Consider the following 14,430-nt stretch of genomic DNA (forward strand, 5'->3'; position numbering starts at 1 on the left):
ATTTCACACATAGAGGGGGACATTCGTTATGGCAATGAAGATCGGAACACAGAAATTTCAAGAGCGCGTGTCAGACGGGCTCGATAACGAGTTTATGAGGGGGGCTGTTTCAAGTGCGCAGGAGCGCTTGAGAGCGCGCCGTCTTGAGGCGGCAAAAGAGCTCGGAAACTGGGAAGAATGGCGGTCTCTGGCCGAAGAAATCAGGCAGCACGTGCTGGAAAACCTGGATTACTACCTTGAACAGCTCGCCGAAAATGTCGCCAAAAAAGGCGGGCACGTATTCTTTGCACAGACGGCTGATGAAGCGACAGGCTACATCCGCGACGTCGTGAAAAAGAAAAACGGCAAAAAAATCGTTAAATCAAAATCAATGGTGACCGAAGAAATTAACATGAACGAGGCACTTGAAAGCAACGGCTGCGAAGTGGTCGAAACCGATTTGGGCGAATACATCCTTCAAATCGATGATCATGATCCGCCGTCTCATATCGTCGCACCTGCTTTGCATAAAAACAAAGAGCAAATCCGCGACGTCTTCAAAGAGCGGATCGGCTACCGCAACACCGAAAAGCCGGAAGAGCTTGTCATGCACGCACGCGCCGTGCTCAGAAAGAAATTTCTCGAGGCTGATGTCGGCATTACGGGCTGCAATTTTGCGATTGCCGATACGGGATCTGTCAGCCTTGTCACAAACGAGGGAAACGGACGTCTCGTCACGACCATTCCGAAGACGCAAATTACCGTGATGGGGATGGAGCGGATCGTCCCTTCATTCGACGAGTTTGAAGTCCTCGTCGGCATGCTCACAAGAAGCGCGGTCGGACAGCGGCTGACGAGCTATATCACGGCGCTGACAGGGCCGAGGCTGCCCGGTGAAGCAGACGGACCCGAAGAGTTTCACCTCGTCATCGTTGACAACGGGCGTTCGAACATTCTCGGAACGGAGTTTCAATCCGTCCTCCAATGCATCCGCTGTGCGGCCTGCATCAATGTCTGTCCCGTTTACCGTCATGTCGGCGGGCATTCTTACGGTTCAATCTATTCAGGTCCGATCGGAGCCGTATTGTCGCCGCTGCTCGGCGGATATGATGATTATAAAGAACTGCCGTACGCCTCTTCGTTATGTGCGGCCTGCTCTGAAGCGTGTCCGGTGAAAATCCCGCTTCATGAACTGCTTCTGAAGCACAGGCAGCGCATCGTTGAAAAAGAAGGGCGTGCGCCGATATCCGAAAAGCTGGCGATGAAAGCGTTCGGCTTGGGAACATCTGCGCCATCCCTTTATAAAATGGGCTCCAAATGGGCGCCGGCAGCCATGAAGCCGTTTAAAGAAGACGGCAAAATAACGAAGGGACCGGGCCCTTTAAAACAGTGGACCCAGATTCGCGACTTCCCCGCGCCGAACAAGTCAAGATTCCGCGACTGGTTTGAAGACAGACGGAAAGAGAAGGGGGAAGACAGATGACAAACGGAACAATCCAAAACAAAGACGGCTTTTTAAACCGGATTGCGGAAAGACTCGGCCGCAACAGGCGCTCGGCAGGCGTCACCGTTCCCGATTATACCTACCAGCCGCAGCACCGGGTATATCAAGGCTATACACAGGATGAGCTTGTCGGCGTCTTAAAGGACCACTGCCGGAACATTCATACGGAGCTGATTGAAACAGATGTCATCGGCTTGCATGATGCTTTGTATGAACAGGCATCGCGATTTGGAGGCGGGCCTGTCATCATTCCGAAAGATGACCGTTTTAAAGAGTACGGGCTGTCAGGCCTGTTAACAGACAAGTGGCCGAATGAGGGGACAAAAGTGTGGGAATGGAATGCAGCGGCCGGAGATGAAAATATCCAGCGGGCCGAACAGGCTAACATCGGCGTGACATTCAGCGAGATCACGCTTGCTGAATCCGGAACGGTCGTCCTCTTCAGTTCAAAAGACAAAGGGCGTTCCGTCAGCTTGCTGCCGACGACATATATCGCGATCGTCCCGAAAAGCACCATCGTCCCGCGGATGACACAGGCAAGCGCAATCATCAAACAAAAGGTTGCAGACGGCGGCGTCATCCCGTCCTGCATCAACTATGTCACTGGACCGAGCAATTCAGCCGACATCGAAATGGATCTTGTAGTCGGCGTCCACGGCCCGGTAAAAGCGGCTTATATTGTCGTGGCGGACCGGTAACTAAACGATAACAAAAAGATTAGCCTCGTGAGCTAATCTTTTTTATTTGCGATATGACAATCCCGGCGCATACTGATTTAACGCATCGTGCCACTTTTTTTGCCGGTCATAAAATAGCTGTAACTCGTTATATTGAAATGCCATTTTTATCGGATTGCCGGCTCTGCATATCCCATTTCTTCCGCTGGTTCCAGCCTCTTGCATCTCATTTATCATTCTCGGAAACGCCCCTGAAAGAAAGAGTCTATTAAAATTTAAGGTAATGTTAAGGATAAGATTATTTCCCGATAATGTTCACTCACTATAATGGAGAATAGTGAAGGAGTGACTCGTATGCGGGCAGTGTGTCTGAACGAATTTATCAGTCTTTTTAAAAGCATCAAGTCGATTATTGTCATTATTATTATGTTTTGGGTGAGCTATAAGACCGCGGGATTGATCGAACAGGCGCCTGCGGACTTCGTGCGCGAATTGGATTTAGGAAGTGATGCAAACGCAATCGGAACGGCCGTTATCGTCTTTGCTCTCGGTTTCCTGTTTATCGCGGGGCTTTCCCATGACATGATCAACCGCGAAGTCCATACCCGGACGGTCCGATTTCTCGTGACGAAAACGTCGCGGATCAAGATCATTCTGGGAAAGTTTTTTGGCGTCTGGCTGTTTTGGTTTTTCTGCATGCTCGTTTCGTACACCTTGGTGATGATCGTCTCAAAAGAGTTTTTATGGATGAGTTACGCAGACAGCATGGCTTTTCTTACAGCTGCAATCTCTTTGAACCTTTTATTTTCGATCATGATTTCAAGGCCCGCCATGTCCATGTTTTTTGGAATCGTGTTTGCACTCGTCTTTCCCGCGGTCAGTTTATGGGCTGTTTATTCAGAGAACGGCATGATCACCTGGTTTAAATATTTAACGCCGTACTATTACTCCGTACTGGGCGGTTCTTTTATTTTCATCAACTTTGTCTACGCCGCCATCGTTCTGTCTGGTGCGATCGTTTTGTTTAAAAGGAGAGATTTATAATGAATGTGGTGATCGAGGCAAAAGGGCTGATGAAAAGCTACGGTGCTAAAACCGTCGTCAACCATGTCGACCTTCAAGTTGAAAAAGGAGAGATTTACGGATTCCTCGGCCGCAATGGTGCGGGGAAATCTACGTTCATGAATATGATCACAGGCATTACCCAGCCGACAGCTGGCAGTTTTCTGCTGTTAAATGACGCTTCGATTGAAAACGTCAAGCATCGCATCGGCGTTTTACCCGATTATTTGACCCTCTATGATTCAATGACAGCGGTCGGGCATTTGAAGTATTTTGCAAAGCTGAACGGACAAGCCGTATCGACTGAGCGGTGCGAAGAAGTCTTAGAGAGAGTAGGGTTCACTGAGCATACTGAAAAAAAAGCGGGCGCGTATTCATTCGGTATGAAAAAAAAGCTCGGCATCGCCCAGGCGATCATCCATGATCCCGAGCTCATTTTTTTGGATGAACCGACATCAGGTGTTGATGCCGAATCGGCCCTGCACATTCAAAAGCTGATCATAGATTTACAAAAAGAAGGTAAGACGGTATTTATGACGTCACACAACCTGCATGAAATTGAGAAAATCTGTACCCGAATCGCGATTATGAAAAACGGCCACATTTTAATGGAAGGCACGCTCGATGAATTAAGAAGGCATTTCATGTCAAACATAAGCGTTCGCATCCGCCATTCGAATATTCCCGAGCAGCATTTCGGCTTGATCGACAGTTTTCTTGAATCAGCTGGTGAAAACGTTCAATTTAAGCACCATGAGATTTCGATCAGCGTCAATTCGGAAGAAAAAATTCCCGCCATCGTCAGAGTATTAACGAACTGCAAGGTGGGAATCTACAGAATCCACGTCGATGAACCGTCGCTTGAAGACATCTTTATGGACAGCTCAGAGGAACGCGTTGTTTCTTGACACCATGGCAAAATAATATTTCAGAAAGACTTTGATTGGCATGTTCCGGGATTGTTTCCGGCTTCATGCCTTTATACTGGCTGACGCGAATGGCGTCAGTGGCTAGATCCATTTATGAGAACAAAAAAACGCCTTTGAATAAAGGCGTTTTTCATAAGAGGCGCTCGGTTTCTAGTATCTCCACAAAATCGACATGTCGCCGGTCGTTTTTTCATCAATGACATTTCCGTCTTGGTCCATCTTGACGAAATACCTGCCTCCGTTTGTTACGTTTTTATACTCGGTTTCCGATGTACCGTCATCGTTTTGTGTGAATTCAAATTGAACATCAGCGATGAGTGTGCCGCTGTTGAGGTCGACATAGTAGGAATGGAAGCTGACATGGCTCCAGTCATCTTTTTGGGCAGGGATGTCTGATATGACGCCGATTTTTTCAGCAGGATCATTGACAATCACACCGTAATCCTTCTGCAAATTGCCGGTTTCGATATCAGCATCGTTTAAAATCTCTTTCATCTGGCTAAATTCAGCATCTGTAGGTGTTGTATATCTGTCTTCAGGAATGTCTTTCGCAAAGCTTACGGACGATGAACCAAAGACGAGCGTTAATACGGACAAGATCACCATAAACGAAAGTTTTTTCATGTTCTCTTCCTCCTTTAGCTGATGTTATGATTCGGTTCACACTCTATCATTGTTAAAATATTTTGTAAAGTTTGAATAATATTTCAATTTAACTATTTTTTTCGGGGGAGATCCGCCGATTTTTACATTTTTCCTCTTTTGGATCATGCTCCATCATCATGAAAGTTGTGTATATCTTCCCTTGCATTTCCCAATAGAAAAGGCGATTTTCCTTGAAAAAAGAGAAAAATTTTAATTTTTATTTTTTGGCATCGGATTTGATGTTGACAAAGTCAAGATCGGCACGTATATTATATGAATATATTTCAGGCAGAAGAAAACACAATGAACGGGAGCAGTAAAAGATCGACATTGGCAAAGAGAGCTGCGGGGAGGTGTGACGCAGACCAATGAATCTTTGAACTCGCCCGGGAGTGGACTGGCTAAAGGACGGACATCAATTCCTGAGGACATTACGATTAACCTTCGTTAACGGGTTTGCACAGCATGGCTGTGCTTCGCAAAGCAGGATTCTTGGCATAGAATCAAAAAGAGTGGTACCGCGGTAAGCTTCAAAGCTCATCGTCTCTTTATCTTCAAATCGAAGAGGGAGACGGTGAGCTTTTTTATTTTAATAGAGGAAGTGAACATAGATGGAGAAAGACATGCAGAAGCTCGAGCGCACGATGACATCGCGGCATATTATGATGATGGCATTGGGCGGAGCAATTGGAGCAGGGTTATTTAAAGGAAGCAGCAAAGCGATCGATTTGGCGGGGCCTTCGGTCATGATCGCCTATTTGATCGGCGGCGTAATTTTGCTGTTTATCATGCAGGGGCTCGCTGAGATGGCTGTCCGAAACAGTGAAGCCAGAACATTCAGAGATCTGGTGCAATCAATATTAGGGCCATATGCCGCTTATTTTTTAGACTGGATATACTGGAAAATGTGGGTTCTCAATATTGCGGCAGAGGCTGTTGTCGCCGCGATATTTTTGCAATATTGGCTGCCGGGGCTGCCGATCTGGGTGCTGGCGCTGTTCGTTTCACTCGTCATTACGAGCGTGAATTTGCTTTCTGTCAAAAGCTTTGCCGAGACCGAATACTGGCTTGCTCTACTTAAAATCACAGTGATTGTCGTCTTTATTATATCCGGATTTATCTTATTATTTTTCTCTTTTGGACAACATTCAGCTGTCGGTTTTACTCATTTGACAGACCATGGCGGCTTCTTCCCGAATGGCGCCGGAGGGCTGATTACAGCCATGCTTGTTGTGATCTATTCCTACGGCGGAACCGAAATTATCGGGGTGACCCTGGCGGAAACCAAAAACCCTGAGAAGGTCGTGCCTAAAGCCGTGCGTGGAACGTTGACACGAATTATTGCTTTTTATCTTCTGCCGTTTTTCGTGATCGTCAGCTTGATCCCATGGAATCAAGTCAACGGAGTGTCGGAGAGTCCTTTTGTCATGGTCTTTAAGATGATCGGCATTCCCGGAGCGGATCATTTGATGAATGCGGTCATTTTACTCGCGGTCATTTCTTCTATGAACTCAGGGCTTTACGGCGCCTCTCGGATTTTGTATACACAGGCGTCAGACGGAAGAATGCCGAAAATCTTTTCGAGACTTTCCGTGAGAAAGGTGCCGGTTTATTCGATTCTATTATGTACTTCTTTCTTATACTTGGGCGTATTATTTTCACTGTTTGCCGGCAGCCAAACGTTTGAATATTTGATGGGATCTCTCGGCTATACCGTCCTTGCGATCTGGATGCTGATTGCCGCCGCCCATTTAAAATCGAGGAAACGGAATCAAACAGCGGGGAACGGCTACTATGTCAAATGGTTCCCTTATACCACTTGGGTGGCAATCATTTCGCTGACAGCGATACTGATCGGTGTCATCCTGACCACGTCGATTGTCATTACATTGGTGACGGCGGGAATCTATTTGCTCATTAGCGCTGCTTATTTCTTTAAAGGAAGGAACCAGACAGCCAGCTAAACGGCCGCTTCTTAAAAAAAGGGCTTGCCTCCGCAGGGAGGCAAGCTTTTTATACATTAGTTCGATTTTTTTCGAACTAATTTCTTTTATTCACCGGGACGGTTATGTTATCGTCTAATTACATGACCACTACACTTCAGGAAGAAGGAAAGACAATGTCAGAACAGCATTTCAAAAATACGAAGTATTCCGTATTAAATCTGTCTCCTATCGTACAAGGCGGAAGTGCGGGACAATCTTTTAAACAATCTATGGATTTGGCGCAGCATGCCGAAAAATGGGGATACCACAGGTTCTGGCTGGCTGAACACCATAATATCGAAGGTGTAGCAAGCTCGGCCACCTCTGTTTTGATCGGCTATATCGCCGGGGGCACTAAGAAGATGCGCATCGGTTCGGGAGGGATTATGCTGCCGAACCATTCCCCGCTCGTCATCGCCGAACAGTTCGGAACGCTTGAATCCCTTTATCCCGGCAGAATTGATTTAGGACTGGGGCGCGCTCCGGGTACGGATCAATTAACCGCCCGCGCATTAAGAAGAAACATAAGCAGCGGGGAGGATTTCCCCGAGCAGCTTGAAGAACTCCGGCAGTATTTTAAGCCGTCCGGCAATGTAAGGAATCACGTGCGCGCCATACCGGGTGAAGGGCTTGATGTGCCGATTTGGCTTCTCGGTTCAAGCGGATTCAGCGCCCGGCTTGCCGGGGAACTCGGTTTGCCGTTTGCATTTGCGGCTCATTTTTCGCCTGCCAATACGCTGCCTGCCTTGGAGCTGTACCGGAGTTCGTTTAAGCCCGGCGTCTTGGAGGAGCCTTACGCGATGGTCGGGGTGACCGTGATCGCAGCCGATACGGACGCGAAAGCACAGCGCCTTGCAACGTCGCACTATCAGAAGTTTTTGGACCTTGTCCGCGGCGCCCCGACACAGCTTAAGCCGCCTGTAGATGACATGGATCAGATTTGGACGCCGCGTGAAAAAGCGATGGTGAATGAGCAGCTTAGCTCAACGATCATCGGCGGGCCGGACAGTATGAAAGAAAAGCTTGAAGAATTCATCCGGACGACTCAGGCGAACGAGATCATGATCAATTCAGAAACATTTGACCATGCTGACAGACTTCGCTCGTTCGAAATCATTGCAGATGTATGGAAAAACGGATAAACGCAAAAAAGCAGCGGAACAGAAAAAACCTGTCCGCTGCTTTTTTATTGGTGAATATGTATTTTAGCAATATATTTATTTTTGAAAATAGACACAATATAATACAGTAAAATATTTACAGAAAATACAACTATAAAGATCTATAATGATACGTATTAGTTTAGGTTTGATTTTAAAAATCTCTTAACATGTACGTATGGAAAATCGCCACAATAAAAGCGCTTCAAAACATAATCAGAAGGATTGACAAAAATCCGGCTCAGCTAGAAACAAATGTACCAGCTGCAAGAGGTCATTCAATGGGATTCGTGCTATTGATTTCGTGCGCGGCAGGACTTGGCGGCTTGCTGTACGGATACGACACGGCAGTCATTTCCGTGTCATGAAACAAAGAATAAAACACTGGAAGAAATCGAACAGCTTTGGGTGAAATGAAAACACTTTAAAACCAAAAGTCTTTTTGAGAAAAGGGGTTTTTTTCATTGGAGGCACGTTTTTATAAAATATGTATAATATAGAAATCATCAGGGACAATAATTACAACAGAAGTGTGAACATTCGCGCGAATGTTGTCGATGAATTGATTCTTAACAGTTGAATAAACATTTTAACCCTGTTACAATAATGAATGTAAGCAGGAGCAATTTTTTTTGGCTGAGGTGGGACGTTTTCAGTCACTGCGGGACATTATTTGTCCAGGACGAGATGAAAGGAACGTTTTGTCATGAATCAACTAATACAGGCTCAAAAAAAATTATTGCCGGATCTTCTCGATGTCATGCAGAAAAGGTACAAAATTTTGCAGTACATAAGGCTGACTGAACCGATCGGCAGAAGAAGCCTTGCCGCCAGCCTCGGCATCAGCGAGCGGATTTTAAGGGCGGAGGTTCAGTTTTTAAAAGAACAAAATCTACTAGAGATTAAAACAACCGGCATGATATTGACACTTGAAGGATCCAACCTGCTGAAAGTTCTCGAAGATACGATGAAGGACGTTTTAGGTTTAACCCATTTGGAAAATACATTAAAAGAGAGGTTAAACCTCGACGAAGTCATCATTGTATCGGGAGACAGCGACCAGTCCCCATGGGTCAAAAAAGAGATGGGGAGAGCGGCCGTCGCATGCATGAAAAACAGGTTTACGGGGGAAAATATCGTCGCCGTAACCGGAGGTACGACACTTGAGGCCGTGGCAGAAATGATGACGCCTGACTCGAAAAACCGCAAGCTGCTTTTTGTTCCGGCAAGAGGCGGACTCGGCGAAAACGTCAGGAATCAGGCCAATACGATTTGCGCCCATATGGCCGAGAAAGCTTCCGGTACATACAGACTGTTATTTGTGCCGGGTCAGCTGAGCAAAGAGGCATATTCTTCTATCATTGAGGAACCTTCTATTAAAGAAGTGCTTCAGACGATTCAATCATCCAGTATGGTGATTCATGGAATCGGGGATGCTAAAACAATGGCAGAACGACGAAATACACCAAAGGAAGATTTGAAAAAAATAGAAGAAAATGAGGCAGTTGCAGAAGCGTTCGGCTACTATTTCGACCGCCACGGGGAAGTCATTCACAAAGTGCACAGCGTAGGCATCCAGCTCGAAGATCTCGATTCGATCCCGAACATTATTGCGGTGGCGGGAGGCTCGTCAAAAGCGGACGCCATAGAGGCGTACTTCAAAAAGCCGCGCAACACGGTTTTGATCACTGATGAAGGAGCCGCGAAACAGTTATTAAGGGAAGCTTCTTCCCTCAATATAAATTAAATATCTCTTATTTACTTAAAGGAGGAAATCATCATGGCAGTAAAAGTCGGTATTAATGGTTTTGGTCGTATTGGACGCAATGTATTCCGCGCAGCATTAAATAATCCTGAAGTTGAGGTTGTGGCAGTTAACGATTTGACAGACGCTAACATGCTTGCTCACCTATTACAATATGATTCAGTACACGGAAAATTGGATGCAGAGGTTTCTGTTGACGGAAACAACCTTGTTGTTAACGGTCAAACAATCCAAGTTACAGCAGAGCGCGATCCTTCTAAACTAAGCTGGGGAGAGCAAGGTGTTGAAATCGTTGTTGAATCAACTGGTTTCTTCACAAAACGCGCAGACGCAGCGAAACATTTAGAAGCCGGCGCGAAAAAAGTTATCATCTCAGCTCCTGCGAGTGAAGAAGATATTACAATCGTTATGGGTGTTAACGAAGATAAATACGATGCGGCTAACCACGATGTTATCTCTAACGCATCTTGCACAACAAACTGCCTTGCACCGTTTGCAAAAGTTCTGAACGACAAATTCGGCATCAAACGCGGAATGATGACAACTGTTCACTCTTACACAAACGATCAGCAAATCCTGGATCTTCCGCACAAAGACTACCGTCGTGCGCGTGCGGCAGCTGAAAGCATCATTCCTACAACAACTGGTGCAGCGAAAGCCGTTTCTCTTGTACTTCCTGAACTGAAAGGAAAACTGAACGGCGGAGCAATGCGTGTTCCAACACCAAACGTATCACTTGTTGACCTGGTTGCTGAACTTGACAAAGAAGTAACAGCAGAAGAAGTAAACGCAGCGTTTAAAGAAGCAGCAGAAGGCGAGCTTCAAGGCGTTCTTGGCTACAGCGAAGAGCCGCTTGTATCTAAAGACTACAACGGCAATGCAAACTCTTCTACAATCGATGCTCTTTCTACAATGGTTATGGAAGGCAGCATGGTTAAAGTTATTTCTTGGTATGACAACGAAAGCGGATATTCTCACCGTGTTGTTGACCTTGCCGCTTACATCGCAAAACAAGGTCTTTAATCCGGAAACCAGAATCAGACTTGGTTCTTGATGAGAGAAGCGCTATAATGAAAGCGGACAAGGGAAGGGGACACACACTCCCTTTCCCTTTTTCCATATCGGCGCCTTTTAAGCCGCCCCGGGGATTTCCGTTTTCAGGCTTGTAAAACATTAAAAGGAGGATCTCCTAAAAGCCATGAACAAAAAATCAGTAAAAGACATTGATGTAAAAGGCCGCGTTGTTTTCTGCCGTGTTGACTTTAACGTTCCGATGAAGGACGGAAAAGTGACGGATGATACGAGAATCCGCGCCGCACTTCCGACGATTCAATACTTAACAGAGCAGGGAGCGAAAGTTCTTCTTGCAAGCCACTTGGGCCGTCCGAAAGGCCAGGTTTCAGAAGAGCTTCGCTTAACGCCGGTAGCCGCACGCCTCGGCGAACTGATCGGCAAAGAAGTGAAAAAAGCGGATGAAGCTTACGGCGACGCCGTCAAAGCGCAAATTTCCGAAATGAAAGACGGAGATATTCTCGTATTGGAAAATGTCCGCTTCTATCCGGGAGAAGAAAAGAATGATCCTGAGCTGTCTAAAGCGTTTGCCGACCTGGCTGACGTTTATGTCAATGACGCATTCGGAGCGGCTCACCGTGCCCATGCTTCAACAGCAGGTATCGCTGAACACCTTCCCGCTGTTGCAGGCTTCCTCATGGAAAAAGAGCTTGAAGTACTGGGCAAAGCACTGTCCAACCCTGAGCGTCCATTTACAGCGATCATCGGCGGTGCAAAAGTAAAAGACAAAATCGGCGTGATCGAAAGTCTTCTTGAGAAAGTAGACAACCTGATCATCGGCGGCGGTCTTGCTTACACGTTCGTCAAAGCGCTGGGCCATGAAGTAGGAAAATCCCTGCTGGAAGAAGATAAAATTGACTTGGCTAAATCTTTCATGGACCGCGCCAAAGAAAAAGGCGTGAACTTCTACATGCCTACTGACGTGCTTGTTGCTGACGATTTTTCAAACGACGCTAACACGAAAGTCGTGCCGGTCAGCGAAATTCCTAGCGACTGGGAAGCGCTTGACATCGGCGAGGAAACAAGACAAACATATGCTGACGTCATTAAAAACAGCAAGCTTGTCGTTTGGAACGGACCGATGGGCGTATTCGAACTCGACGCGTTCGCTAAAGGAACAAAAGCTGTCGCTGAAGCTTTAGCAGAGGCAAAAGATACATACTCTGTCATCGGCGGCGGAGACTCTGCAGCTGCTGTAGAAAAGTTCGGCCTGGCTGACAAAATGAGCCACATTTCAACAGGCGGCGGAGCATCCCTTGAGTTTATGGAAGGAAAAGAACTTCCTGGCGTCAAAGCATTGAACGACAAGTAAGCAAAATATACAGCATAAGGAGTGGAGCACATGAGAAAACCAATTATAGCCGGTAACTGGAAGATGAATAAAGTGCTTTCAGAAGCTGTCAGCTTCGTTGAAGAAGTGAAATCTTCCATTCCCGCAGCAGATAAAGCAGAAGCTGTTGTCTGTGCGCCTGCACTGTTCCTTGAAAAGCTTACATCAGCTGTAAAAGGCACAGATCTGAAAGTCGGCGCGCAAAACATGCACTTTGAAGAAAGCGGTGCTTTCACGGGTGAAATCAGCCCTGTGGCTTTGAAAGACCTTGGAGTTGAATACTGCGTCATCGGCCACTCCGAGCGCCGCGAAATGTTTGCTGAAACGGATGAAACGGTCAACAAAAAAGCGCATGCTGCATTCAAACACGGCATCGTGCCGATCATCTGTGTAGGTGAAACGCTTGAAGAGCGCGAAGCAAATAAAACAAATGAGCTTGTTGCAGACCAAGTGAAAAAAGCACTTGCAGGCTTAACAACTGAACAGATAGCTGCTTCAGTGATCGCTTATGAGCCGATCTGGGCGATTGGAACCGGCAAGTCTTCAACTGCACAAGATGCAAACGAAGTGTGCGCACACATTCGCAAAACCGTTGCGTCAGAGTTCGGACAAACTGCAGCAGACAGCGTCCGCATTCAGTACGGCGGAAGCGTAAAACCTGCGAACATTAAAGAATATATGGCCGAATCCGATATCGACGGCGCTCTTGTTGGCGGAGCAAGCCTAGAGCCGCAGTCTTTCGTGCAATTATTGGAGGCAGGTCAATATGAGTAACAAGTTAGCCGCGCTCATCATTTTAGATGGGTTTGGACTAAGGGACGAAACCGTCGGAAACGCCGTAGCCCAAGCGAAAAAACCGAACTTTGACCGCTATTGGAACAAGTATCCGCACCAGACGCTGACAGCTTCAGGAGAAGCGGTAGGTCTTCCAGACGGCCAGATGGGCAACTCGGAAGTCGGCCATCTGAATATCGGCGCAGGCCGGATCGTTTACCAAAGTCTGACGCGCGTGAACGTTGCGATCCGCGAGGGAGAATTCGAACAGAACGAAACATTCCTTGCCGCGATGAAGCACGCCAAAGAAAAAGGCACAAACCTCCACTTGTTCGGACTGCTGTCTGACGGCGGAGTTCACAGCCATATTCACCATTTGTACGCACTCTTGAAGCTTGCGAAAAAAGAAGGCGTTGAAAACGTCTATATTCACGGCTTCCTTGACGGCCGCGATGTAGGCCCGCAAACAGCCGAGAAATACATCAAAGAGCTTCAGGAGCAGATCGAAGAAATCGGCGTCGGCGAGATCGCAACATTGTCAGGCCGCTACTATTCAATGGACCGAGACAAGCGCTGGGACCGCGTCGAAAAAGCGTACCGTGCCATGGCATACGGAGAAGGACCGAAATATCAAAATCCGCTCGATGTCGTGAAAGATTCTTATGAAAACGGAATTTACGATGAATTCGTCATTCCGTCAGTCATCACGAAAGAAAACGGTGAGCCTGTTGCGACAATCAAGGACAACGATGCGGTCATTTTCTACAACTTCAGACCTGACCGGGCGATCCAGATTTCAAACACGTTCACCAATGACGACTTCCGCGACTTCGACCGCGGAGACAAGCATCCGAAAAACCTTCATTTCGTCTGCTTGACACATTTCAGTGAAACGGTTGACGGATACGTGGCATTCAAACCGGTCAATCTTGACAACACTGTCGGCGAAGTTTTATCCCAAAATGGGCTGAAGCAGCTTCGCATCGCTGAAACTGAAAAATATCCGCACGTCACATTCTTTATGAGCGGCGGACGCGAAGAGAAATTCCCGGGCGAAGAACGAATCTTAATCGACTCGCCTAAAGTCGCAACATATGACTTGAAGCCTGAAATGAGCGCATATGAAGTAAAAGATGCGCTTGTCAAAGAAATTGAGGCTGAAAATCATAACGCGATCATCCTCAACTTTGCCAACCCTGACATGGTCGGACATTCAGGAAAAGTCGAGCCGACGGTCAAAGCAATCGAAGCAGTTGACGAGTGCCTCGGCGAAGTCGTTGATGCGATTCTTGCAAAAGGCGGCCACGCGATTATTACGGCCGATCACGGTAACGCAGACGTGCTGATTACCGAAGAAGGCAAGCCGCACACCGCACATACGACAAACCCGGTTCCTGTCATCGTCACAAAAGAAGGCGTGACATTAAGAGAAGGCGGAATCCTCGGGGATCTGGCGCCAACTCTTTTAGACTTGCTGGGCGTTGAAAAACCGAAAGAAATGACAGGATCGTCATTAATTCAAAAATAAGCATTGAAGGAGAGAAACAAA

General features: G+C 46.9%; 12 protein-coding genes, 1 pseudogene and 1 other annotated feature. Of the genes and pseudogenes, 12 read left to right on the top strand and 1 reads right to left on the bottom strand.

Annotation, left to right across the window (positions count from 1 at the left end):
- Nucleotides 1–28: 28 nt before the first annotated feature.
- The 4 genes from BTA31_RS02695 (at nucleotide 29) to BTA31_RS02710 (ending at nucleotide 4,130) form a co-directional block, all read left to right on the top strand.
- Nucleotides 29–1,462 carry a LutB/LldF family L-lactate oxidation iron-sulfur protein gene (locus BTA31_RS02695; protein ID WP_076788793.1) on the top strand — a complete coding sequence of 478 codons (1,434 nt, stop codon included), beginning with the start codon at nucleotides 29–31 and terminating at the stop codon, nucleotides 1,460–1,462.
- On the top strand, nucleotides 1,459–2,181 hold the full coding sequence (locus tag BTA31_RS02700) for a LutC/YkgG family protein (RefSeq protein ID WP_076788794.1): 723 nt from the start codon (nucleotides 1,459–1,461) through the stop codon (nucleotides 2,179–2,181). The genes BTA31_RS02695 and BTA31_RS02700 overlap by 4 nt, the downstream gene beginning before the upstream one ends.
- A 333-nt stretch (nucleotides 2,182–2,514) precedes the next feature.
- On the top strand, nucleotides 2,515–3,204 hold the full coding sequence (locus tag BTA31_RS02705) for an ABC transporter permease subunit (protein ID WP_043928474.1): 690 nt from the start codon (nucleotides 2,515–2,517) through the stop codon (nucleotides 3,202–3,204).
- Nucleotides 3,204–4,130 (top strand): ABC transporter ATP-binding protein, encoded by a 927-nt coding sequence (locus tag BTA31_RS02710; protein ID WP_076788795.1) that lies wholly within the window; start codon nucleotides 3,204–3,206, stop codon nucleotides 4,128–4,130. Before BTA31_RS02705 ends, BTA31_RS02710 begins: the two co-directional genes overlap by 1 nt.
- A gap of 171 nt (nucleotides 4,131–4,301) precedes the next feature.
- Here BTA31_RS02710 and BTA31_RS02715 read toward each other — a convergent pair whose 3' ends face one another.
- Nucleotides 4,302–4,775: a hypothetical protein gene (locus BTA31_RS02715; RefSeq protein WP_076788796.1), complete on the bottom strand. Its 474-nt coding sequence runs from the start codon at nucleotides 4,773–4,775 to the stop codon at nucleotides 4,302–4,304.
- 315 nt (nucleotides 4,776–5,090) lie between these two features.
- Nucleotides 5,091–5,347: a binding site (T-box leader), on the top strand.
- Between the two features lie 60 nt (nucleotides 5,348–5,407).
- Between BTA31_RS02715 and BTA31_RS02720 the strand changes: the two genes are divergently transcribed.
- The 8 genes and pseudogenes from BTA31_RS02720 to gpmI all read left to right on the top strand — a co-directional run bounded on the left by BTA31_RS02720 (nucleotide 5,408) and on the right by gpmI (nucleotide 14,409).
- Nucleotides 5,408–6,760 carry an amino acid permease gene (locus BTA31_RS02720; RefSeq protein ID WP_043925532.1) on the top strand — a complete coding sequence of 451 codons (1,353 nt, stop codon included), beginning with the start codon at nucleotides 5,408–5,410 and terminating at the stop codon, nucleotides 6,758–6,760.
- A gap of 155 nt (nucleotides 6,761–6,915) precedes the next feature.
- Nucleotides 6,916–7,923 (top strand): LLM class flavin-dependent oxidoreductase, encoded by a 1,008-nt coding sequence (locus BTA31_RS02725; protein ID WP_076788797.1) that lies wholly within the window; start codon nucleotides 6,916–6,918, stop codon nucleotides 7,921–7,923.
- 242 nt (nucleotides 7,924–8,165) lie between these two features.
- Nucleotides 8,166–8,300 (top strand): annotated as a pseudogene (locus BTA31_RS22480) (hypothetical protein); the annotation flags it as partial.
- Between the two features lie 347 nt (nucleotides 8,301–8,647).
- Complete coding sequence (locus BTA31_RS02730; protein ID WP_043925534.1) at nucleotides 8,648–9,688, top strand: sugar-binding transcriptional regulator; 1,041 nt, start codon at nucleotides 8,648–8,650, stop codon at nucleotides 9,686–9,688.
- Nucleotides 9,689–9,721: 33 nt separating this feature from the next.
- Complete coding sequence (gene gap, locus BTA31_RS02735) at nucleotides 9,722–10,729, top strand: type I glyceraldehyde-3-phosphate dehydrogenase (RefSeq protein WP_043925535.1); 1,008 nt, start codon at nucleotides 9,722–9,724, stop codon at nucleotides 10,727–10,729.
- 175 nt (nucleotides 10,730–10,904) lie between these two features.
- Nucleotides 10,905–12,089 carry a phosphoglycerate kinase gene (locus tag BTA31_RS02740; protein ID WP_043925537.1) on the top strand — a complete coding sequence of 395 codons (1,185 nt, stop codon included), beginning with the start codon at nucleotides 10,905–10,907 and terminating at the stop codon, nucleotides 12,087–12,089.
- Between the two features lie 30 nt (nucleotides 12,090–12,119).
- On the top strand, nucleotides 12,120–12,881 hold the full coding sequence (tpiA, locus tag BTA31_RS02745) for a triose-phosphate isomerase (RefSeq protein ID WP_076788798.1): 762 nt from the start codon (nucleotides 12,120–12,122) through the stop codon (nucleotides 12,879–12,881).
- Complete coding sequence (gpmI, locus tag BTA31_RS02750) at nucleotides 12,874–14,409, top strand: 2,3-bisphosphoglycerate-independent phosphoglycerate mutase (RefSeq protein ID WP_076788799.1); 1,536 nt, start codon at nucleotides 12,874–12,876, stop codon at nucleotides 14,407–14,409. The genes tpiA and gpmI overlap by 8 nt, the downstream gene beginning before the upstream one ends.
- The last annotated feature ends 21 nt before the right edge of the window (nucleotides 14,410–14,430 follow it).

The sequence above is a fragment of the Bacillus haynesii genome, from assembly GCF_001969855.1.
In the GTDB taxonomy this organism is placed as follows: domain Bacteria; phylum Bacillota; class Bacilli; order Bacillales; family Bacillaceae; genus Bacillus; species Bacillus haynesii.